This is a genomic window from Turicimonas sp. TL08, from assembly GCF_054660695.1.
The window spans coordinates 69,399-92,442 of the sequence record NZ_BAAGDP010000010.1; the positions used below are offsets into that span (position 1 = coordinate 69,399).

20 protein-coding genes are annotated in these 23,044 nt (G+C 43.3%); 7 read left to right on the forward strand and 13 right to left on the reverse strand.

Features of this window, described 5'->3' with window-relative positions; all coding sequences use genetic code 11:
- Positions 1-53: 53 nt before the first annotated feature.
- The 4 genes from ppk1 to ACYQ4O_RS06740 form a co-directional block, all read right to left on the reverse strand.
- Complete coding sequence (ppk1, locus tag ACYQ4O_RS06725; RefSeq protein ID WP_308514193.1) at positions 54-2,423, reverse strand: polyphosphate kinase 1; 2,370 nt, start codon at positions 2,421-2,423, stop codon at positions 54-56.
- A 218-nt stretch (positions 2,424-2,641) separates the two neighbouring features.
- Positions 2,642-3,691, reverse strand: coding sequence for an FUSC family protein (locus tag ACYQ4O_RS06730; RefSeq protein WP_460175147.1), 1,050 nt, complete (start codon positions 3,689-3,691; stop codon positions 2,642-2,644).
- A 133-nt stretch (positions 3,692-3,824) separates the two neighbouring features.
- The gene (gene moaD, locus ACYQ4O_RS06735) at positions 3,825-4,082 is read right to left on the reverse strand and encodes a molybdopterin converting factor subunit 1 (RefSeq protein WP_460175148.1); all 258 of its coding nucleotides are present in this window, start codon (positions 4,080-4,082) and stop codon (positions 3,825-3,827) included.
- A complete protein-coding gene (locus ACYQ4O_RS06740) occupies positions 4,083-4,829 on the reverse strand; it encodes a HesA/MoeB/ThiF family protein (protein ID WP_460175149.1) in 747 nt (248 codons plus the stop codon).
- Positions 4,830-4,999: 170 nt separating this feature from the next.
- On the opposite strand from ACYQ4O_RS06740, the gene ACYQ4O_RS06745 reads away from it, so the two are divergent.
- The 3 genes from ACYQ4O_RS06745 to ACYQ4O_RS06755 all read left to right on the forward strand — a co-directional run bounded on the left by ACYQ4O_RS06745 (position 5,000) and on the right by ACYQ4O_RS06755 (position 7,346).
- Positions 5,000-5,767: a basic amino acid ABC transporter substrate-binding protein gene (locus tag ACYQ4O_RS06745; protein ID WP_460175150.1), complete on the forward strand. Its 768-nt coding sequence runs from the start codon at positions 5,000-5,002 to the stop codon at positions 5,765-5,767.
- Positions 5,768-5,886: 119 nt separating this feature from the next.
- Entirely contained in the window at positions 5,887-6,591 is a 705-nt protein-coding gene (locus ACYQ4O_RS06750; protein WP_308514199.1) for an amino acid ABC transporter permease, read from the forward strand.
- Positions 6,588-7,346 (forward strand): amino acid ABC transporter ATP-binding protein, encoded by a 759-nt coding sequence (locus ACYQ4O_RS06755; protein ID WP_277030355.1) that lies wholly within the window; start codon positions 6,588-6,590, stop codon positions 7,344-7,346. The genes ACYQ4O_RS06750 and ACYQ4O_RS06755 overlap by 4 nt, the downstream gene beginning before the upstream one ends.
- A gap of 160 nt (positions 7,347-7,506) precedes the next feature.
- On the opposite strand, the gene panC is transcribed toward ACYQ4O_RS06755, so the two are convergent.
- The 6 genes from panC to ACYQ4O_RS06785 are packed head-to-tail and all read right to left on the reverse strand — an operon-like array spanning position 7,507 to position 12,758.
- Positions 7,507-8,367, reverse strand: a complete 861-nt coding sequence (gene panC / locus ACYQ4O_RS06760; RefSeq protein WP_460175151.1) for a pantoate--beta-alanine ligase — start codon at positions 8,365-8,367, stop codon at positions 7,507-7,509.
- Between the two features lie 11 nt (positions 8,368-8,378).
- The gene (gene panB, locus ACYQ4O_RS06765; protein WP_308512977.1) at positions 8,379-9,194 is read right to left on the reverse strand and encodes a 3-methyl-2-oxobutanoate hydroxymethyltransferase; all 816 of its coding nucleotides are present in this window, start codon (positions 9,192-9,194) and stop codon (positions 8,379-8,381) included.
- A 15-nt stretch (positions 9,195-9,209) separates the two neighbouring features.
- Positions 9,210-9,716, reverse strand: a complete 507-nt coding sequence (folK, locus tag ACYQ4O_RS06770; protein WP_460175152.1) for a 2-amino-4-hydroxy-6-hydroxymethyldihydropteridine diphosphokinase — start codon at positions 9,714-9,716, stop codon at positions 9,210-9,212.
- The gene (pcnB, locus tag ACYQ4O_RS06775) at positions 9,713-11,374 is read right to left on the reverse strand and encodes a polynucleotide adenylyltransferase PcnB (protein ID WP_460175153.1); all 1,662 of its coding nucleotides are present in this window, start codon (positions 11,372-11,374) and stop codon (positions 9,713-9,715) included. The genes folK and pcnB overlap by 4 nt, the downstream gene beginning before the upstream one ends.
- On the reverse strand, positions 11,371-12,096 hold the full coding sequence (locus ACYQ4O_RS06780; RefSeq protein WP_308512980.1) for an HAD family hydrolase: 726 nt from the start codon (positions 12,094-12,096) through the stop codon (positions 11,371-11,373). The genes pcnB and ACYQ4O_RS06780 overlap by 4 nt, the downstream gene beginning before the upstream one ends.
- A 2-nt stretch (positions 12,097-12,098) precedes the next feature.
- On the reverse strand, positions 12,099-12,758 hold the full coding sequence (locus ACYQ4O_RS06785; RefSeq protein ID WP_460175154.1) for an HdaA/DnaA family protein: 660 nt from the start codon (positions 12,756-12,758) through the stop codon (positions 12,099-12,101).
- A 207-nt stretch (positions 12,759-12,965) separates the two neighbouring features.
- Between ACYQ4O_RS06785 and ACYQ4O_RS06790 the strand changes: the two genes are divergently transcribed.
- From ACYQ4O_RS06790 to ACYQ4O_RS06805, 4 genes are all read left to right on the forward strand, one after another.
- Positions 12,966-13,406: a DsbC family protein gene (locus tag ACYQ4O_RS06790; RefSeq protein ID WP_460175155.1), complete on the forward strand. Its 441-nt coding sequence runs from the start codon at positions 12,966-12,968 to the stop codon at positions 13,404-13,406.
- Between the two features lie 675 nt (positions 13,407-14,081).
- Complete coding sequence (locus ACYQ4O_RS06795; protein ID WP_460175156.1) at positions 14,082-15,221, forward strand: site-specific DNA-methyltransferase; 1,140 nt, start codon at positions 14,082-14,084, stop codon at positions 15,219-15,221.
- 39 nt (positions 15,222-15,260) lie between these two features.
- Complete coding sequence (locus tag ACYQ4O_RS06800; protein ID WP_460175157.1) at positions 15,261-15,860, forward strand: hypothetical protein; 600 nt, start codon at positions 15,261-15,263, stop codon at positions 15,858-15,860.
- Positions 15,861-15,872: 12 nt separating this feature from the next.
- On the forward strand, positions 15,873-18,941 hold the full coding sequence (locus tag ACYQ4O_RS06805) for a restriction endonuclease (RefSeq protein ID WP_460175158.1): 3,069 nt from the start codon (positions 15,873-15,875) through the stop codon (positions 18,939-18,941).
- Positions 18,942-19,111: 170 nt separating this feature from the next.
- On the opposite strand, the gene ACYQ4O_RS06810 is transcribed toward ACYQ4O_RS06805, so the two are convergent.
- Genes ACYQ4O_RS06810 through ACYQ4O_RS06820 form a run of 3 tightly spaced genes read right to left on the reverse strand, consistent with a single transcriptional unit; the run spans position 19,112 to position 23,038 of the window.
- On the reverse strand, positions 19,112-20,179 hold the full coding sequence (locus ACYQ4O_RS06810) for an ATP-binding protein (RefSeq protein WP_460175159.1): 1,068 nt from the start codon (positions 20,177-20,179) through the stop codon (positions 19,112-19,114).
- Positions 20,176-22,407, reverse strand: coding sequence for an FAD-dependent oxidoreductase (locus tag ACYQ4O_RS06815; protein ID WP_460175160.1), 2,232 nt, complete (start codon positions 22,405-22,407; stop codon positions 20,176-20,178). The genes ACYQ4O_RS06810 and ACYQ4O_RS06815 overlap by 4 nt, the downstream gene beginning before the upstream one ends.
- Entirely contained in the window at positions 22,394-23,038 is a 645-nt protein-coding gene (locus tag ACYQ4O_RS06820; protein WP_460175161.1) for a 4Fe-4S dicluster domain-containing protein, read from the reverse strand. The genes ACYQ4O_RS06815 and ACYQ4O_RS06820 overlap by 14 nt, the downstream gene beginning before the upstream one ends.
- Positions 23,039-23,044 lie beyond the last annotated feature (6 nt).

The window sequence follows — 23,044 nt, forward strand, 5'->3', positions numbered from 1 at the left end:
CAAAGGATACTAAGAGGAAGAGCCGCGAATCGCGGCTCTTCTCATTTATTTGCTTAGGCTTTCTGTAAGTTCAGATGTTTAGCGATTTCTTCCTGAGAATCGTAAATCTTTTCGCCCTTAGCCGGAGAAAGCTTCTTATAAGAACCGTCGGAAAGCAACACCCAAGCATGGATATTGTCTTTAAGCTGCGGTTCAATAATCTGCTTCATCACATTAGTGCGAAGAACAGGATCCAGGATCGGAGTCAGAACTTCGATACGGCCTGATAAGTTACGTGTCATCATGTCAGCACTTCCGAAGTAAACTTCAGGCTTGCCGCCATTATGGAAGTAATACACGCGGGCATGTTCCAATAAACGTCCGACGATGGAACGAACACTGAGAGTTTCGGATACTCCGGGGATTCCCGGACGCAAACCGCAAATACCGCGGACGATACACTCAACCTTCACTCCGGCTCTGCAGGCCTCGTAGATTTCCTTCATCATCTCAGCATCCACTAACTGGTTGCATTTGATAATGATGTGGCCGTTACCTTCCTTTTTATGAATGGCAACTTCGCGGCGGATGTGCTCGACGAGTTTGCCTCTCAAGGTGTTAGGAGAAACCAAGAGTTCACGGTAATGCTTGACGCGGCCATAACCGGTCATTACGTTGAACAAATCTTGAATATCGTCGCAGATAGCCCTGTTTGCAGTAAACAAACCGAGGTCGGTATAAATCTTAGCGGAAGCAGCGTTGTAGTTACCGGATCCAATGTGAGCGTATCTAACCAAGGATCCGTGCTCACGTCTGATGACAAAGCATAATTTTGCGTGAATCTTGAGGCCGGCAAAACCGTATACAACGTTGACACCGTTGCGTTCCATTTCTTCGGCCCAGTTCATGTTCTGCTCTTCGTCAAAGCGTGCTTTCAATTCAACAACAGCAGTTACTTGTTTGCCTCTTCTGCGGGCTTCGAGCAGCCATTTAGCGACAGGAGAATCACTGCCGCAGCGATAAAGGGTTTGTTTAATAGCTACGACGTTCGGATCCAAAGCTGCTTGACGAAGGAATTCTAAAACGCAATTAAAAGAATCGTATGGATGGTAGACCATCAAATCTTTCTTGCGGATTTCCGTGAAGCAGTTTCTATCTGGTTCGAATTCTTTCGGTGTTCTCGGATGAGTTTCAGGATACTTCAAACCCGGACGATCGATACGCATCAGTCTTCCAAAGTCTGAGAAGCCAAGTGGAATGCTGTAACGGTAAATTTGAACTTGAATCAAATCCAAATGGTCAACAAGGAAGTCTTGGAGACGCTGAGGCATACCTCGTTCGATTTCCAAGCGGACGACGGAACCAAATCTTCTTTGTTCCACATAATCTCTGACGGCAGCTAACAAATCGTCTGCTTCGTCTTCTTCGATTTCCCCGTCAGTATTGCGAGTAATTCTGAATAAGCCGGAAGTAATTACACGATAGCCCGGGAACAGAGTCTCGAGTCTGTTAGCGATAAGATCTTCGGAAAGAATCAGAACACCCTCGCTGACTGTGACTCCCAAGTTTGGTGTAACTGTTGAATCTTTGTTAGAAACAAAGAGGAAACGGGGAACGTTGTTCGGACACTTGACACGTGCGTAACGGACTTTTCCTTCCTTGCCGATTTCTTCAAGCTCGATCACAAAGTTCAAGCTGGTATTGGAAATCATCGGAAATGGACGGCCAGCGTCCACGCCCTGCGGAGTCAAAACAGGGAAAATGTCTTCGTCGTAGTAACGGTTCAGATTTTCTTGCTGTTCTTTTGTTAAATCTTCATACTTCGCAATAACAATATCTTTCTTTGCAAGAGCGGGTTTTAACTGGTCAAGCCACAAATCTTCGGCCTGATCGACGATTTCTAAAACCTTTCTTCTAATTTCAGAAAGCTGTTTTGCCGGAGAAAGCTTATCCGGACCGGTCGGCTCGGCTCCGCTTCTTGCCTGCTTCTGCAAGTTCATAACACGGACCATGTAGAACTCGTCCAAGTTATTAAAGAAGATTGACAGGAACAGCACTCTATTCAACAGAGGAATTGCCGGATCCATGGCAGTTTCCAGAACTTTTCTGTCGAATTCAATCCAGCTGAGTTCACGGTTGGTATAGAGAGCAGGATCATCGAGTGAAATATGCTTAGGAGCCGGCAACTCCTGAATTGCTTCAGCAACCGGTTTCTTTGCACTAGTACTAGCCCGTCTTGGAGTTCTAGCAGCAGGAGTTTTTGCTGCAGCTGCCTTGGGAGCTGCTGGTTTCTTGACTGCCGTAGTTCTTACACGCGGTTTTCTTGCAGGTTTAGCTGCAGGCTGCTCAGCCTTTGGTGTTTCCTGGACTGGTGTCTCAGTTTTAGTTTGCTCTGGAAGTTGAGTTGTTTCGGTTACTGTGGTCTCTGATTTGTTGGCGGCCATAAAATTGACATCCTCGTTGTAACATAGCGGGCAAAAAGATGAAGTTTTTCTCGGAATAAAAGAGTGTTAAACCACATTCCTCCCCGGTAGCATTAAATTTTTAGGATATTTTAATGTTAGCAAATAGTTATTATACATCACCCCTCAAATACTCGTGCTAACATCTTTCACTGTTAGTTTGATAGGAAAAACCCTATCTGTCAATAAGTTAGCTATTCTCAGCCACGATTCTTTAATGCAAACGACACTTTTATAAGTAACAGCCCTAACAGAGAACAAACAACGCCGTAAATAGTATCAATGAGACGCCACGAAATCATGTAGCCGTCACCTCCATAGGCGAGGAGAAGCCAATCCAGCGCAAAGAGAATAAAGGCCGTTATTGCCGTATTAGCAAAGAGATAATTCGTGGGAAGAAACACAGGAATTAGCATCCCGGACAAAACTATCAAAATTCCCAAGAAAGCATAGTGATTGGCATAAGGAAAGATGAATACAACTAAAAGATAGCCTAATAAAGTTCCGAAAATTCTTTGATAGCTTCTCTTAAACCCCATAGATACTCGAGTGTTAAGCAAATATATAACACTCATACCGACCCATGCCGGTTGCATAAAATGAAAGAGTTGGGCCGACCACAAAGAAAACACCACGATAACTGCAGAAATAACAGCAAAAAAGAGGGGATTTCTGGTACCTCCTATAAACTCTTTGAGCTGGTCCATTGGCCTGCGTCCAAGATTGTCAGCACGCCAGAGATAATGGTCAATAATTATTACCACACCGGAAAGAGCAAAGCCTGCAGAGTACCCGATGACAGCGCTTTCAGTCGGAGTAAAGTCAAAAAGAGAAATTAATAAAAAGATTAGAGAGTACTTGCCTAACAGCCACCAAAACTGCTCCACAAAAGGTAACAAAGCTGAACCGAACACACAGAGTCCTAAAATCAGCCATTTGCCGTGAGGTAAGTCTTTGAGCACGTAACCGAGCCATGCTGAAAACATGACGCAGATGAAGGTCAAAAGAAGTCCGAGTAAACGAGAAGATAAAGAATTCTTATCGTCTGACAAAAGCGCCATGAAACAAGCCAAACAGGCAAAGCCCCCGACTTTCTCATCATGAAATACAAAAGACAATGAAAGAGCAGCCGACAAAGCGACAAAGAACCGCAAAGCGGCCATCGCTAAGGCTTTCTTTGAAGGTTTAGGAGGCTTCCTGCTCAAGAAGGAATCTTGGGTGCCTGCAGGAACATTGCTTGGTTGAGACATCCGCTAGCTCCTCTTCTTCGGGCGCTACTGTAAGAAGATAGTATTTGTCAGCAGAAAATGCTTGCTGTGTCGGTCCCGCGTCCTCAAGGCCTGGAATACGGGAGATTGCAGGCCTTGAAATAAGTCCAATCAATTAACCGCCGGTTACAGGAGGGAAGAAAGCAATTTCATCTCCATCTTTAACATGATGACGATCGGTTGCCATTTCCTGATTTACCGAGCATCTTAAGCGAGGCATTTTTTCAAAAGCCTCTTTAAGAAGAGGATCTTTTTCAGAAAGATAATTCTTCAATCTTTCGACCGTTGTGATATCGGCCGGAAGATCAATCTCGTCTTGTCCTCTGAGCATATGCTCTCTAAGGGAAGCAAAATACAAAACCTTTACGCTCATTTATTCATCCTTATGTCCGCATAAGGGACATTCATCAGACTGACCGTATCTGAACTCTTGCCACTGCATTGTTCGCGCATCCAACATCAAAAGTCTGCCGGTCAGCACTTTTCCAAATTCACCGACAATTTTAAGGGCCTCAGCAGCCTGCATGCATCCAAGTATTCCCACTAAAGGCGCAAATACTCCTTTTGTAGAAGCCTTTTCATCTTTTCCTTCGTGATTGGGAAATAGACAGGCGTAACAGGGAGAATTTTCCTGGCGGAAATCCAGAACGGTTATCTGCCCGTCAAAGGCCACTGCCCCTGCCGTCACAAGCGGTTTCTTCTCTGCTTTGCATACTTCGTTCAAAAGATAACGAGAGTCTGTGTTATCAGTACAGTCCAGAACAACATCATGTTCTCTAACCAAATTTGACAGCAGCTCCCTTCCCGGCCGAATCATTAAAGGCACTACTCTCACATCCGGATTCATTTCTTGAAGAGTCACCTTCGCGCTAAGGACTTTAGGCAGCCCGAGGGTAGACATTCTATGGATAACTTGCCGCTGAAGATTCGTTAAATCAACGGTGTCTTCATCCACAATCGTGAGCTTTCCGACACCTGCACTGGCAAGATACATAGCAGCCGGAGATCCTAAACCGCCTGCACCGATAACCAAAACTCTTGACAATCTGATTTTTTGATTTCCCTCGACTCCAACTTCTTTTAAAAGTTCATGTCGAGAGTATCGATTTTGCATTTCCATCAACACGTTTCCTAAAGCGTAAACAATGATTATTTTCTCCGTTAATCTCCCATATTACCTAGGGATTTCACGCAAAAACGAAGTTATTCTGAGAATCTTGCTCAGTTCCTCCTCGGTTTGTGAGATCATGGAGAGTGGAACTATTTAGTCATGATCCTAGGAGATTTTTGATGTTTTTAAAGAAAGCACTGCTTGCTTCTTGCGCTGTCTTAGCTTTTGCCGCCTCCGGCGCATTTGCAGCCGAACAATATATTGTTGGTACAGGAGCAACATATCGTCCGTTTGAATACGAAACACCTCAGAAGGAATTAGTCGGATTTGACGTTGACTTAATACGCGCCATTGCCAAAGCCGAAGGTTTTGAAGTTAAGTTTATCAACACTCCGTGGGAAGGCATTTTTGCCACTGTTGACAAAGGCGACCGCGACATCATCATGTCCGGTATCACTATTACCGATAAGAGAAAAGAAGCCGTTGACTTCTCTAAACCTTACTTCTTGGCTCACCAGCTGATCCTTACTCAGAAAGACACCAAGATTGAAAAACTCGGCGACTTGAAGAAAGGCAACGTAGCTGTTGTTAACGGTTCTGCCGGCGACATTGCTGCCAGCACAGAATTCGGTAAAGCTTCCACAAGAATCCGTCGTTTCGACAACACACCTTTGGCTCTTGAAGAATTGAACCAAGGCGGTGTGGCAGCCGTTATCGGTGACGTCGGTGTTTTGAACTTCTATTCTTTGAACAATCCTGACAAGCACTTCAATGCAGCTCGTGACCCAGCTTTCAAAGAACAATACTTCGGTATCGCCGTCAAGAAAGGCAACAAGGCATTAATTGATAAAATCAATGCCGGTTTAGATAAGGTTATCGCCAACGGCGAATACGATAAGATTTATCGTAAATGGTTTGGTACAGCTGCTCCTAAGCTTCCACAGTAACCTTTAGTTCTTAATCCGATTCTCTCCGTGAGAATCGGTTTTTTTTAACTTGAATTTGTTGGAGAAATGTCGTGGGTGGATTTCGTTATGAAGTCATAACTGAGTACTGGCCCTTATTTATGGAAGGTGCCCGAATGACCATTCAGATCACGATTATCTGCGTGGTTTTGGGCGTTATTTTAGGAATGGCATTAGGTATGGCCAGGTTGGCTAATGCCCGCCACTCCCCTTGGCGTGAAATTCTGAAGTACTTTGTCCGTTGGCCGGTAACTGTTTATGTAAGTTTCTTCCGCGGTACGCCATTATTTGTGCAAATCCTGTTAATGCAGTTTGCCATTCTGCCGTTCTTTATCCATCCTACCGAAGGGGTTCTGCTCTCCGGCGATATCGCCAGAGAAATCCGTTCTACCTATGGCGCAATGCTTGCCGGTATCGTTGCTATTACGTTGAATGCAGGTGCTTATCTTTCTGAAGTTTTCCGTGCCGGTATCCAATCCTTAGACAAGGGCCAAATGGAAGCAGCACGTTCAGTCGGTATGACATATTGGCAGGCCATGTTCCACATCATTCTGCCTCAAGCATTCCGCCGTATGCTGCCTCCGTTAGGTAACAATGCCATTGCCATCCTTAAGGACTCCTCTCTGGTTTCCGCCATCGGTTTGGCAGAACTTGCTTATGCAGCCAGAACGGTTGCCGGAGCTTCTGCTCGTTACTGGGAACCGTACATTACTATTTCGTTAATGTATTGGGTGATGACTCTCGGACTTGCCTATTTGGTCAAGAAGATGGAAGAACATTTAGGTAAAGGAGATGATGTTAAATGAGTGAAGTAAAACCTCTAATTAAGATTCGTGATCTCCATAAGTATTTCGGAGACAATCAAGTTCTCAAGGGTATTGACTTGGATATCATGCCCGGAGAGAAAGTCGTTATTCTCGGACCTTCGGGTTCCGGAAAGTCCACGATGCTTCGCTGCATTAATGCATTAGAAGAAACAACGAGCGGCCATATTTACGTTAACGACGTTGACATTACCTCTCCGAAAACCGACATTAATAAAGTACGTGAACATTTAGGAATGGTTTTCCAGCGCTTCAATCTTTGGCCGCACAAAACCGTTCTTGAAAACGTTGCTCTTGCCCCCAAACTCGTCAGCAAAGTTGATAAGGCGACAGCCGAAAAGCGTGCCCATGAAATGCTGAAACGCGTAGGACTAGCAGAAAAAGCTGACGCCTATCCTGCAAGCCTTTCCGGCGGCCAGCAGCAGCGCGTTGCTATCGCCAGAGGCTTAGCCATGGAACCGAAGGCGATGTTGTTTGATGAACCAACATCCGCCCTTGACCCGGAACTTGTCGGAGAAGTTCTGAAAGTGATGACAGATCTTGCGAAATCCGGTATGACAATGGCTGTGGTTACACATGAAATTTCATTCGCCCGTGAAGTTGCCGATCGCGTAATTTTCATGGACGGAGGAAAGATCGTAGAACAAGGCAAACCGGAAGATGTTCTCATGCATCCGAAGGAAGAAAGAACTAAAGCTTTCTTAAAGCGTGTTTTGCCGCAAGAAAACACAAATTAATCTTTCTCCAATATTTTGAAGGCGAGCCGTGGGTTCGCCTTTTCTTTGGCTCATATTTCTTCCAAAAATCTCCCGAACCTCCGATCTCATCGAGCTTTTGGATAAAAAAACCTCAGAAGCTTTTACACATTCCGAGGTTTTCTCTTTGCAAGAACCAAGATTAAGCGAGTTTGCCGAATACTTCTACGTTATCAATTAAACGAGTAGTACCGATTTTTGCTGCACCCAAGATGACCAGAGGTTCTTTGTTGAGCAAGTCATCTCTTGTCGGAGTGAGCAAGTCTTTCTGGCGAGCAACTACGATGTAGTCAGGCTTCCAGCCAGCTTCTTCAAGCCTTTTGACGGCACTGTTTTCTAAGCCGGTGATATCAATAGCTCCAGCTTCGAGGGAGGATTTAACGCCCTGAAGAGTTCTGTACAAATGAGTTGCCTCTTTAAGCTCTTCTGCGTTCAGATAGCGATTGCGGGAAGATAAAGCCAGGCCGGTTTCCGGATTTCTTTGAAGTTCCATCGGAATAATCTTCAATGGCATCCCGAACTGCTTGACCATGCTCTGAATAATCTTTAACTGCTGATAGTCCTTCTTACCGAAGACAGCGACATTCGGGCGCACGATAGAAAAGAGCTTGTTCACTACGGTTGCAACACCGTCAAAGAATCCGGGACGATAGTATCCTTCCAAAATTTCAGACAAATTAGGATCCGGTCTGACCATAAAAGTCTGTTTTTCGGGATACATGTCTTGTTCAGAAGGAGCAAAAACAATATCAACGGCTCCTTGGTTTTCTAATTTCTCCACATCTTCTTGGAGTGTTCGCGGATAGGTATCAAAATCTTCATTAGGACCGAACTGCAGACGGTTAACAAAGATTGAGGCCACTACTGTCGGTGCATTTTTCTTTGCTTCTGCCATCAAGGCCAAATGGCCGTCGTGAAGATTGCCCATAGTCGGAACGAGGGCAATACCGTCCTTACCTCTGAGAGCGTTCTGAAGCTCTTCGATTGTATGTACAACTAACAACTTTGTATCCTTTAAAAAGAATGAGATTGAGTGGGGAAATCTTTAGATTTAACTGCCTTTACGTAATTCTCAACCGCTCCTTGAATAGAACCGGCCCCTTCCATAAAGTTCTTAGAGAATTTGGGTTTTCTTCCGGCATAAATATTGAGAATGTCCTGAAGAACCAGAACTTGTCCGGATGTTCCGGGACCCGCACCAATACCAATGGTAGGAACGTGGAGAAGCTGAGTAACTTCCGCAGCAATGTCAGCGGGAACCATTTCAAAGAGAACCATGGCGGCACCGGCTTCTTGTAAGGCTAAGGCTTCACGTTTGAGTTTTTCTTTACCGCTGTCGCTCTTGCCTTGAACAAAAAAACCGCCGATCGTGTTGATTGACTGGGGCGTAAATCCAATATGACCACAGACAGGGACTCCAGCAGCAGTAAGCCTTCTAACAAGCGGACAAATTTCTTCTCCGCCTTCAAGCTTGACCATATTGGCACCTGCTTTGATAAGCCTAATGCAGTTGGCCATCCCCTCTTCTTCATTGACTTGGTAGCTTCCGAAAGGAAGATCCGTCAAAATGAATGCTGTCTTATTTCCCTTGGCGACACAGCGAGTGTGATACTCCATATCTTCGACTGACACCGGAATGGTCGTGGAATTACCTTGCACGGTCATCCCTAAGGAGTCTCCTACCAAAAGCATGTCCACGCCTGCTTCATCCAGCAGATGAGCAAAGGAGGCGTCATAGCAAGTCAACATGACGATAGGTTCGCCGTTTTCATGCATTTTCTTCAGCGTTGAAAGCCTAACCTGCTTTCTTGGTTCTTTTTGATCTGTCATTGTTTCTCCATGGAGTTACAGCCAGTCGCGGGCTTCGAATAATTTTATTATCGATTGATCCTTAACTGAGTCCAAAAATTCTACCGCTTTTCCTTTCCCAGGGATTTCAACGGAAGAATCTACTTCCACTAAAGGAACAAGCACGAATGCTCTTTCGGTCATTCGTGGGTGAGGAAGCTCCAGCTTGGGTGTCGAAAATTCTTCCTTTCCACATAGCAGAAGATCACAATCAATTACGCGCGGAGCATTATGAATGCCCGCAGGCCTTACTCGGCCGAGTTGATTTTCAATATCAAGCAGCCTATCCAAAAGACTTTCGGCTGAAATCTCATCTGAGATCTCAGCCTTCAGCACGGCATTCAAATAATCCGGCCCCGAAGAATCAATAGGAGCCGTTGAATAAAGACCGGAGGCCTCAACAGAGGCCACACCTTCAAGGTCTTTAATCTTTTCAACTGCTTTTCTTAGACTCTCCTTTGGATTTCCAAGGTTGGCCCCTAGGGCTATGTATGCAGTTTTCATTGTTGTTTTTTAGGAGTTGTGAGAAGAACAGATTTTGCCCTTGGTTTTCTTCTAGCCGGTCGCTCCGCCGCCTCTGTATAGCTATTCTGCTTCTGTTCTGCCTGCAGTTTTTCCTGGGAAGGAATACTGCGCGGAGTTTCAGGCTTCTTTTCTACCGCCAGCTCTTCGGACTTTACGAGAGCCGTTTTCTTTGGCTTCTCCGGCTTCTCTCCGCTATTTACCTGCGGAGGCTCTGCCTTAACAACAGCACTTTCAGTTGCATCTGTTGATGCCTGAGGTGCCTCAAGAGAAGAAACAACCGCTGGCTTACGTTTTCTTGTTCTTCTTCTCTTCTTCGGCTCTTCCGATCCGCCTTTTACTTTTCCTTCACGGGAGCGGCTGCGGGTTTGACGTGCTAAATCTTGAAGCATGTCTTTTCTTTCATCAGCCGGAGCTTCTTCGAAAGCCGTCCACCAGTCAGCCAGTTCGTGAGGAACCTCGCCGCAAGATGCACGAATAAGCAGGAAGTCATATGCCGCTCTGAAACGAGGATGCTCAATCAGCTTAAATGCTACGGATGCAGTTCTGCGGTCAAACCTAGGCTGGAGTCTCCAAATATCTTCCATATCGCGGAAGAATCTCCTCTGGACTCCTTTCAGCTGAGGACTTTCCGTTACATGGGCAATAGCCATCTGCCATTGTCTAGGAATCGTGACATCCGGTACTTCTTTCTTAACTTTTTCAACTTCTTTCTTAACCAAACTCCAGAAGAGAGTTGCAAAAATAAAGCTTTGAGAAATAGGTTTGCCATGAGCTACACGGGCATCAGATTTTTCCATTGCCTTTAGCAAGAAAGGATCGTTTTTTGCACTCAAATATTCCTTAAGCAAAGGAATATTAACGTTAACGCCTTCCTCATCTAACAGGCGCATGCATTCCACGGAAGCACCGCTCATGAGCATCTTCATGATCTCATCGAACAGACGTGGTTCAGGAACAGCCAATAAAAGCTTCTGCATTTCTCGGATAGGCTTTGAAGTTTTCGGATCTATCTTGAATCCTAACTTTGCTCCTATACGAATAGCTCTTAGGATGCGCACCGGATCTTCACGATACCTGAGCTCAGGATCTCCAATCATGCGGATACGTTTTTTCTTGATATCAAGCAAGCCGTTATGGTAATCGTAGACCTCTTCTTCGAGAGGGTCGTAATACATCGCGTTAACTGTGAAATCTCGGCGCGCCGCGTCTTCAAACTGTTCACCGAATACGTTATCGTCAATCACTCGGCCTTGACCATCCTTTTCGACACCGTCCTGTCTTAGTCCTCGGAAAGTTGCGACTTCGATAGTCTCAGCACCGCGGGTAACATGAACTAAACGGAAACGCCTGCCGATAATAATTGCACGGCGGGTAATTTTTTTAATTTGTTCAGGGGTTGCGTCGGTAGCGACGTCAAAATCCTTCGGAGTGTGATCAATCAAAAGATCTCGAACCGCACCTCCGACAATGAAAGCTTTGAATCCAGCGTCTTTAAGTTTTTGACAGACGGAGACGGCAAAAGGGCTAACTTTGTTGATATCAATCTGATGTTCTTCTTTTGTCAGAATTCTAGGCTTACGTCTAATTTTTCGTGTTCCGAATAAATTTTGGACACTTTCAACAATTTCTTGGATCACGGAGTTTTCTCCACTACTTCCTCATAAGATGCTTCTTCAACCTGAAATAAATTCAGGATCTTCCACCCTCTTTGTTTTGCAATTCGAGTTAAAGATTTGTCGGGATTAGTAGCTACAGCCGTTCCGCCGTGTTCAGCGATAAAAGACAACAGCGGGAGATCATTGATAGAGTCAGAATAAAAACTCGAATGCTTCAAGGTCTCCAAACCACCTCTATCAGCAACATATTTTTCAACAGCCGTCACCTTCCCTTGCGCGAATGTATGCCAGAGCCATCCTCCGGTAAATTGTCCCTCGGCGTTTTCCTCCGGCTCCGCAGCAATCAAACCGTCTGCGTCAAATAATTTGGCTATCTCCCCAGCAAAAAATCGATAACTCGCAGTAACTATGACAACTTTATCACCTGATTTCTTATGCTTTTGGACTAACTCAACCGCGTTGAGCTTCATGTTGGGTTTAATGTAGGTTTCTATATATTCCTTTCTGTACTCCTCAAGTGCTGCCCGTGGAAAGAGAGAGAGGAGGCGCATCTCAAAATCCATAAACTTATTAATGTCCAAAACGCCGTTGTAGTAGTCCAAATCAAACTGTTTTTGACGATGTTCGAATTCTTGCTTATGAGCACTACACTTAGAAATTAAAAAGTAGGCCCAAAGCCCATTGCTGTCGACCGGAAGTAAGGTGTGGTCTAAATCAAAAAAGGCAAAAGAATTGATAGTCATTTTTAAAAAGATTGATGTGTTTTAGCCAGCCATTCTTTAATTAAAGGAATGGTCAGACGTCTATTTTTTGACAGAGAGTAAGCGTCGAGTTCTTCAAGAAGGCGCGACAAAGTCCGCATGTCTCTGGGAAGATAGGCCGACATCCACTGCATCACTTCCGGGCTTAGCTCCAAACCCTTCGAGTGAGCTCGGTTGATAAATACCTGCTGCTTTTCTTCCTCAGACAAAGGAGCGAGTTCGACAACGGCCCCCCAGCCAAGACGGCTTGTAACGTCCACTCTCATTCCTTGAGAACGAAGAGCGGAAGGACTTTTATCACCCGCTACGATCAAGTGTGTCCCGGAATGTGCCCGCACTTGATTAGCAAGTTCAAACAAAGCGGCGAGTTCCTCTTCGCTCAGATCTTGAACGTCGTCAACCACAAAGATTTTCTTTTCAGAGTCAAAAACAGGAACTGTCGGTCCCGGTTTCTCCAAGGTAGTAAGAAGATGAGTCTTACCCGTTCCGGATTCTCCAAAAAGATAAACAATCTGCGGACCTCTGCCTTCTAAAAGCTCTTTGACGATATTAAAAGCTTCGAAATTACTGCCCACAACAAAGGAATCCAGTGTTGGAACCGGAGCAGGAAAAAAGGAAAGAGGCAGCTGATCAGTTTTATCCAATTTCGACCTTTATAAACAGAGTTATGACAGCATTCTAGTCGTTATGAGCAACGCTACGAGATTATAAAGAACATTATTCTTTTCAAGAGTTTCGCAGACTTGGTTCTGAAATTTTTGCGTATTCTAGGACAGCTCAAAAGAGGGTAAAGGCAACCGTATTATTCAGCCAAGGGGGTACCATGGTGCGAACATTGTAAAGGAGCTTTTATGTTTATTTTCAATGAAACTCAGTGGCCTCTTGAGGACGCCATCAAAATTGTTAAAGGCAACGGCTCGGCAAAGATTGCCGTTTTTGAAGATCCGAACTGCAGGTTCTGCCAAAGATACGATAAGGAAACCCTAAGCAAGATCAACAACGTTACTATCTACGTTTTCTTGGTGCCATTCCTTAGCGAAGACTCTATGGTTAAGGCTTGTTCCATTTGGAACAGCGTTGACCGTGCAAAAGCTTTTAATGCCTGGATGGTAGAAGGAGTTGAACCTACGGCCAATCCTACAGAACGTGCTGAAATGGTTATGAAACGCAACATTGAGCTTATGGAAAGAGTCGGAATTCAGAGCGTCCCGGCAACCTTTGTCGCTGACGGTCGCGGTCCGTTCGGCGGAATGCACGCAAGCTCATTAATGCACAAGATGATTCATCTTTAATTCTCAGAGCAGAGCAGTAAAGCAGCTAGCCTCATCATGAAGCCTCAGCTGCTTTTCTTTTATTGACTATTTATCAAAAATGCCAGACTAAATAAACAGATGTTTTAAAGTCCTCACAAATTCGAGAGTTTTCGCTTGACAAGCCTATTCTTATCTCAAATAAGGAAAAAATTCAAAAATCTTGCACCATACTGAATCTATCGAAAAGAGAGACCTTCTAATTGATAAACTGACGCCACTTCAGAAAGAAAAAAAAAACATTCTTATTGCAAATATGATGAATGTGCTGAAGAAGCGTGGGAAAGTTACGAAGAACTGATGTTCTGTCTGGGACACTGAGCTTTTAGTTTACAAAACGTGGAAAGTTAGCAATTAGAGAAGTTTGTGCAGGAAATTTGTATTGATCGTCTCTCTGAGGCACAATAAATTCCACCATAAACAGAATAAACTTCTACAGTCGGTACCACGGTCTTGACTCCCGAAGTTTCAATAACTAAAAAAAGGAATTTTTCATAATGGATAAATTGAGTATGAAAAGTATGGATGCTACGAAATTAAATATTGAAAGAATCGGCGCTCTATTTCCTCAATGCGTTACAGAAACTATTATAGGGGGGTAAGATAGAAAAAGCTATCGATTTTGTAAAACTTCGAGCTGAGCTCGGAGATGTGGCTTTGGATGCTGAAGAAGAAAGATACCAATTTACATGGCCCGATAAGAGTAAAGCTTCCCGATTGGCTAACACCCCGACAACAATGACTCTTCGTCCATGTAGGGAAGAGTCTGTTGAGTTTGAAAATACGGAAAATTTGTATATCGAAGGAGACAACCTTGAGGTTCTAAAAATACTCAGAGAAACGTACCTTGGAAAAGTCAAAATGATTTACATTGACCCTCCCTATAACACGGGAAACGATTTTGTGTACAACGATGACTTTTCCCAATCTAAAGAAGAGTTTGAGAAGCAAAGTGGATTTTTTGACGAGGATGGAAATCAGACAAGAGAGACGATGATAAAGAACTCCGAATCCAATGGGAGATTTCATACCGATTGGCTGAATATGATGTATCCTCGCCTTAAAATCGCAAGAGAGTTACTTTCGGAAGACGGAGTAATATTCATTTCCATTGATGAAAAGGAGAACCAAAATTTACGCAAAGTCTGCGACGAAATTTTTGGGGAGCGAAATCTGGTTTCTCAAATTCCGTGGCAATCCAGAGCTTCAATACAAAACGATACTGATTTCAGCATAAATCATGAATACATTGTTTGTTACGCCAAAAATAGAAGACAAGAAAAAAGAAGACTTAAGGAATCTAACTTTGCTGAATGGCATAAAAGAAACAGTTTTGTTTGCCGCCCCCTCCCTTTAGATCTAACAAAATTTGATAATCCCGACAATGATCCAAGAGGTAAATGGAAATCAGACCCCTTCGATGCACCGAACATTCGACCAAATCTGACATACCCAATTACAAACCCTAACACTGGTGAGACTTTTTGGCCACCAGAAGGTAGACATTGGAGGACAGAGCAGGAACAATTTGAAATAGCTTTAAAAGATAATCGAATCAGATGGGGCGCAAACGGAAAAGGTCGCCCTCAACTGAAGGTCTTTTACGAAGAAAAGAAAGATTTAGGCTCAATAGATAACTCCTGGTTTTCAGCAGAAAAAGTTGGAACTGCAACGCAAGGAACAAAGGAATTAATGAATTTATTTGACGGAGCTAAGATCTTTGATACCCCCAAACCTGTTTCTTTGCTAGTGAAATTACTAGAACTTTCTAATCTCCATTCTAACGATATCGTTTAGGATTTCTTTAGCGGCTCGGCAACTACAGCGGAGGCTGTCATGCTTTTTAACTCCAAAACAAATTTAAAAGTTAAATATGTTTTAGCACAAATTCCAGAACTATGCTCACAAAAGAGCATGGCCCGTAAGAAAGGATTTAATAATATTTGTGAGATTGGAAAAGAAAGAATCAGAAGAGCTGGTCAAAAAATATTAAAGCAAAATCTTTCTACACAAGAAAGAGTGGATACAGGGTTTAGAAACTTCAAACTAGATTCTTCCAACATGAAAGAAGTGTATTACACCCCTGATAAATTCATTCCTGAAACGCTCAGTCTATTCATAGATAATGTCAAGCCCGACAGAACTCCTGAGGATCTTTTATTTCAGACAATGAATTCTTTAGGAATTGAGCTCTCCGCTAAAATCCAAGAAAAACAAATATTAAATAAGAAAGTCTTTTCTGTTGATGATGGATACCTTCTTGCTTGCTTTGATGAGAGCTTGACTGAGGATGTCATTGATGAGATGGCCCAGCTGCTCCCAACTTACCTGGTGATCCGGAATACTAGTGTTGACCAAGACAGCATTCTCGATAACTTTAACCAGATAGTTAAAAGTTACTCAATGCAAAAAGAAATCAAGATAAAAGTCATCTAAAAATTATCGAACATGGAATTCCAATTCAAAATACAGGCCTACCAAACAGATGCCGTCGAAAGCACTGTTGCAGTTTTTGATGGGCAACCACTTGATGTATCTTCTAAGTATCCTAGAGAGTTAGGAAGATTAGACCCTGCTGAGCTCAATTACGAGAACGATTTTGGCTATCGTAACAACGATATTATTCTCTCGGATGAAGAACTTTTGTCCAATATTAATAACATCCAGACCAAAAACTTAATCCCAAGAAGTAAAACTTTGTCAACCAAGCCAGGAAGACTCAACCTCGATATTGAGATGGAAACTGGGACAGGAAAAACATATGTCTATATAAAGACTATGTTTGAGTTAAATAAAAAGTATGGTTGGTCTAAGTTCATTATCGTGGTGCCCTCTATCGCCATTCGTGAAGGAGTATTAAAGTCTTTTGCCATGCTTGAGTCTCATTTTTTTGCTTCCTATAGCAAGAAAGCTCGGTACTTCAAATACGATTCAAAAAATTTACACCAGCTTGACGAGTTCTCCCAAACTAATGAAATCTCGGTAATGATTGTAAATACTCAGGCTTTTGCCGCTTCCTTAAAAGAAGATGGTCGTGTGAAAGAAAGCAAAATTATTTATGAGAAACGCGATGAATTCGGTTCTCGACGCCCCATAGATGTAATCGCAGCCAATAGACCTATCATAATAAGAGACGAACCTCAAAAGATGGAAGGGGACAAAACCCAGAGCGCACTACCAAGATTTAAGCCTCTCTTCATTCTTAATTATTCAGCAACTCACAAAACAAAACACAATTGCGTTTATGCGCTGGACGCTTACGACGCTTATAAAGAAAAGCTTGTAAAAAGGATTTTCGTAAAAGGTTTCGAGGTAAAGAATTTAATCGGTACAAATAGTTATATGTATCTTGATTCTTTTATTCTTTCTCCAACTAAACCTCCAATTGCACGAATTGAAATCGAGTGCAAGAGAGCCGATGGAACCATTAGGAAAGAGCTCAAGAAGTTCTCTGTCGGCGACTCCCTAAAAGCCGCAAGCGGAGAATTGGGTGAATATGAAGGATACGTAATTACTGAAATCAACCCTAGAGGAAAGGGTTGCGTGATGTTCCAAAATGGCCAAGTTTTGTACAACAGAGAGGTTAAAGGTGACATAACTGAAGAGGCGATTCAAAAGAATCAAATCAGACACACCATTGAATCGCATTTAGAAAAAGAATGCGAGCTTTTTCACAAAGGCATAAAATGTCTTTCGTTATTTTTCCTCGATGAAGTGTCTAATTACAGACAATACGATGAAAGCGGACAGGCAGTAAAAGGCAAATTTCAAAAATTTTTCGAAGAAGAGTACACACGCCTGGTCGAAGAAAGTAAATCCCTCTTTGATCCCGAATATACGGCTTTTTTGAATAGATTCGATGTTGAAAAAATTCACAATGGTTATTTTTCCATTGATAAAAAAGGAAAACTAATTAATTCTCCGACTAAATCGAAGACCGATATCTCTGAAGATGAAAGTGCCTATGATCTTATATTGAAGAACAAAGAGCGACTTTTGAGCTTAAATGAGCCTACTCGATTTATTTTTTCCCACTCGGCTCTACGCGAAGGATGGGACAATCCCAATATTTTTCAAATTTGTACTTTGCGCCATAGCAACTCCAGTACAGCTAAACGCCAGGAAATTGGAAGAGGCATGCGTCTGTGTGTAGATAAATTCGGGGTACGTCAAGATAAAGATTTATTGGGAGAAGACGTCCATTCCATTAATCGACTCACGGTAATCACAAATGAAAGCTACACAGACTTCGTAAAAGCACTTCAAAATGAAACCAAAGAGGTACTTAGAGACCGTCCGCTGATAATCACCGAAAAACTTTTTGACGGGAAGTTTATTCAAACAAATAACGGAGAGAAGTATCAATTAACTCATGACGATGCCATTTCAATTGTTTATTACATGTTAATTAATGGATACAAGGATAAGAAAGGATACATAACTTCTAAGTTCAATGACGAGAGGGACAAAGGAAGGCTCGCTCCTTTAGATAGTCGCCTAGAAACTTTTAGTTCAGGTATTTTTCAGCTGATATCAACAATTGCCAACCAAGGAGATATCAATAAAATGATTGCTGAAGAACATCCTAAAGTTACATCAAATAAACTAACCCAAAATTTCTACAATCCTCGTTTTCAAACATTTTGGGGTGAGCTGAGTAAACGTTACTTGTATCGGGTTGATTACAATTCCCAAGATCTAATTAACAATGTTATTAACAATCTAAAAAAGAATTTGTTTGTTTCTCAACTCAAATATGTCATGACAACTGGAGAACAAAACTCTCAAGAAGTTAACGAATTCGATAAGAGAAAAACGACTACACGCATTCTTAATGCATCGGCTTCTTCGACAGTTAAGTATGACCTCGTCGGCGATATTTCGAAAAATTGCAATTTAACCCGAAAATCGGTTGTCGAGATTCTTAAAGGGATGGGAGAACAAATTTTACTATTCAGACAAAATCCGGAAGAATTCATCCGCAATGTCTGCAACGCAATCCATGATGAAAAAGCCGCAATGTTCGTAGAACACATCCGGTATGAACCATCCAAACAAGAGCGGTACGAGGCTACTATTTTCACTCCTGAGCGAAGCTTAGATATTAACAAAGTCATAACCTCTTCGAAACATATCTCCGAGCATGTATCTTTTGATAGCGATGTAGAGAAAACCTTTGCAAAGGACTTGGATGAAGCCACAGAAGTACAAATATTTGCCAAACTCCCTAGAAAATTAAAGATACCTACTCCAGTCGGAGATTATTCTCCTGATTGGGCAATCGTGTTCAAAGAAGAATGCGGGATTGAACATGTTTTTTTCGTTGCCGAAACTAAAGGAACTATGAATAGCATGGAATTGCGAGGAGTTGAAGAAAAAAAAATAAACTGTGCAAAGCAGTTATTTGGCAGCTTATTTAGTCCTAATGTTCAATATACCGTAGTGGATTCTTATCAAAAACTCATGGAAGTAATTGACAAGGAACCTACTTTACCCTCCACTCAGAAAACGGACTAAATGACGCATTAATCCAACTTATAGATTTCCTGTTCAAGGACAACCTCTAAGTCTTAAAAGCAGAAAAGGAGATGTAAATAATTTTGCCGCTTGTATAGCTAAGAGGTGAGAGGAAAAGCTCCTGGTTCCTCTCCCCTCCCCTTACTTGATTGGCGCTGTCAGAAAACCTTCTACCCCCTATATGTCGGACACGTAATCATACTTTTGAGCTTGTCTTCCCAAACATCTTCAAAAAGTTTCTCGTTAATGCCTCTGGAAAGGATCGCCTTTGGAGCATTCTTCAGATATTCGGGAGTTATACCGGTTTCCTTAACCTTAATGGCTTCCTGGTAGCATACATCTGCACAAAGACCACAATTTGAACAAGCTTGGGGAAAAGCGACAAAAACCATGCCTTCCTCAACTTTTTTGACTAAAAGCGCAGAAGTCGGGCACACTGACGCACAAAGCAAACATCCCGAGCAAAGTTCCTTGTCGATTACAGGTTCATAAAGAAAAGTCCTCTGATGAGATTTTGAAGATTTTGCCTCCTCTTGGCGACCTTTGCTTCTCTTATAAAGCAAAGGAACCGTTCTTCCTAACCTCTGCTGCTTCTCGGGAATCCTGCGCCAGGGATCATTTGCTATTTCTACGCTCTCCCCATACTCTTTTTGTTCCCCAAGCTCTCCCCTTTTCAAAAGGTTCGTTAAGAAGTGCCTTTTCGAATAATCCACGTTCCACTCATGCTCTTCACGCGATACCGTCAATTTATTGCCGAAAAGTTCAAAAAACTCATCCGCCTCTATCTTCTTCTCGTCAAGCCAAGAGGCATTTCGACACGCTTGGCACTCCGAACACTTTCCGGTGTGCAACTCAATGGTTTCAACTCCGTATCGAGAAGCTTGAGCCAAATGACTAACATCAATCCTCTGCAAACAATTTACAACGACATTTTCCTGCTGACGCTCGATTCTTTGGCATGAAATTTTGAGAGTTTTACCGCTAGTTTTTCTTCTGATCTCCTCTTCCAACCCCTTATCCGAGATGCCGTTACTTAAATAGCAATCTTGAGGGCATACGGCTATACAGCTTTCACAGCCGATGCACTTATGTGCGAGAAATCCTACTTGCCCTTCTGCAAGAATCAATGCGTCGCTTGGACAAACATCCAGGCACTTAGTGCAGCGGGAAGAGGCATGGCGTAATCGTAAACATCTGGAACGAATAAAGCTCACCGGCTTAAGAGAATTGTCTTTCATTTCTTGGCTTCTCCTAATCGAAGTGCGGAGATCACAGCTTGTGCCGCCTCCTTGCCGTCTTCAATGGCGTTAGTAGCTAATAGTGAACCGGTTCTAAATTCCCCGGCCACAAAAATGTTCTTCCCTGCCTCATAGTTGTCTAGAGACTTTTTCGAGATGAATTTTTCCAGCCATTCGGGATAAAGAACCCGGAAACCGTAGGCGCACACTATACGGTCCACCACAAGTTCCTTCGTCTCCGTAGAACTGCCTCTCACATATTGGATGATGAATTGGTCTTGCTTTCTTTGGATATCTAATATTTGACATTGATCCAAAACTTCTACTTTTTCTTTTATTGCCAAAGCAAGATCTTTTTTCGAAGCTTTCAAGGCATGAAGTTCCTTCCGTGCAATCATGAAGGTTCGGGACGCCCCTTCTCTCGCTGATGTCCTGGAACAGTCAACGGCAGTGTCGCCTCCTCCGAGCACAGCTACGCGTTTACCGCCGAAATCTAACGGCTGCGTACCGGTTTCATGGAGTAAAAGGCGATTAACTGAACCTAAGTAATCCATGGCCGGAATAATTTCCGTCGCTGACAAGTCAGCAAACTGCGGTATCACCGGGGCCGAAGCACCTAAAGCAAAAATCACGGCATCGTAGTCTTGAGTTAATGCAATGAAATCTTTTTCTTCTATCGGCACTCCGAGCTTAAATCGGATTCCTTGTTTTTCATATAGTTTGCGTCTTTTGGCAAGAGACTCCTTCTCCAATTTGAAAAAAGGAATTCCATAAGTAAGCAAACCGCCGATCTCGTGCTCCTTGTCGAAAACCGTCGTATGAACTCCAAAAGAGCAAAGAACATCTGCTGCAGCCAACCCGGCAGGTCCGGCGCCAATGATCGCGACCGTCTTTCGTTTCAATTCTCGAGGTTTGGTTGCCGAAGTTCTTCTCCAGTTCTTCTTTAGACCCAAATCTCCGCCTAAACTAGTCAAGCGTCCGATTTGAATGGCTCCGCCGTATTCTCTTAAAGGACAAGCCGACTCGCATAATTGATCTTGAGGACAAATTCTTCCGCATACTTCCGGCATACTCCCCGAAGCATTTAAAAGCTTGACTGCTTCTTGAGTCCTGCCCTCGGAAAGAAGCCGTATGTAGTCTCTCAAAGGATTCTTCTGCGGGCACTTATCCTCACATGCTCCGCACTGGATACATCTGGAAGCCTCGGCAATGGCATCTTTTTCCGAAAACGGCGCAGTTTGATCTAAAACTTGAACCTTTTCTTCCGATGCCATCGATGGTGTTAAAGCTTTTTCTTGAGAGTGAGAATCTTCTAAAGTCTTTCCAGCCTTCTTACCTGAGAAAAGTGGGAAGTGTATGGCATGCGCAGGACAAGCATCTGCACATTTCCCGCATTTAATACACCGTGAGAATTCAAGTGATGACGGATTGTGGAGAAGCTGAATTCCTTCGGGGCATGCGATTGAACAACGGTTGCAATTAAGGCCGCCTTTTAGCTTGTAACACTCGGAACTAACTTTAGGACGAAAACTACGGTTAAAAATCGAGACAAGAGAAATTAGAGCTCCTATCGGACAAAATTGATGGCACCATTTTCTTAGAAAGAAAATTTCCAGAAACAAAAAGGCAAGGATCAAAAGTAGTGTCCAAGAAGCACTTCCGGTGTAAAAAAAGGACCAAACACCCAAAATGACGCCGAATGTAAGTCCCACCGGACAAATGAGACAGAAAACAGGAAAACCGAAAACAAGTGCACTGCCGAGCGCAGCAAATAAAACGTAAAAAGGTCCCTTAGGGACAGAACGATCCGTGATTTTTAGGGAAGATATAGCCGCCTCTCCTTTCGGCTCCTCCGATGCCGCGCAGCCTACATTTTTATCTTCTGAGGCCAGTTCCGACACCTTGGCGCCTTTGGGGTAATCTTTTGAAGTTCTCTTATCCTCCGCACCTAGAACAGAGCGCAAAAGCGGCACCGGGCACATCCAGCCGCAGAATGCTCTTCCGACTATAACCGCAACAACTATAAAAAAGAGAAACGCAAAGAAAACCGAAGGCACAAAAGTTTTAGAGGCTAGAAAAGTCTCTAAGGCGCCGAGAGGACAAATCGCCGCTATCTTGTCAAAGCCAAAAGAAGAAACGGTCCCAAGTCCAAGATTAAAAATTAGTCCGCCGGCGACTATCACCAAAAACAGTAACGCTACGGCTGCACGATATTTACTTGTCTTCATGTGATTCCTCCGTGAATGGCTCCTGAATGCTGACGCCTCTCTCAGTGGCATCTCCGAAAGATTGAAGGATCAAAGCCGGACAGACCAAGAAACATTTACCGCATCCGTTGCATTTATCTTCATTTATAGAAAGCCGATGCGTCTCACTGATTTCGATAGCGTCGTACGGACATTCTTCATAGCATTTAGTGCAGGCACCTGTTCTTAGGGAGATACAGTGAGAATTTAGTACTGCGGTCCCTATTCTGAAAGTCTCTCCTTCGTACGGTTGAAGAGCACCTGTCGGGCACACATTAATGCATTTATTGCAAAAGTCACAGCTTCCTAAATGAAAATCCATTTTCGGGGCTCGTACTGCAAAAATCCCGTCAGATAAGCTTGCCGGCTGAATAATGCCTTGCGGACAAATGCTCATGCACCGTCCGCACCGAAGACACTGCGCAAAGAAGTCCTTCTTAGATTTGTGCCCGGGAGGAAGCAAAATTTCTTGTTCTTTCGAAGCCGCCTTTTCGACAGCTCCCAAAGAAAATAGCAAACCAAAAGACACTCCGGCCGTCAGAAGACCTCGCCTATCAATGCAAAAAGTACTCTTTGGTGCCTTATTTTTGCTGTCCTGTGTTTTGGCCTGCATCTCGTC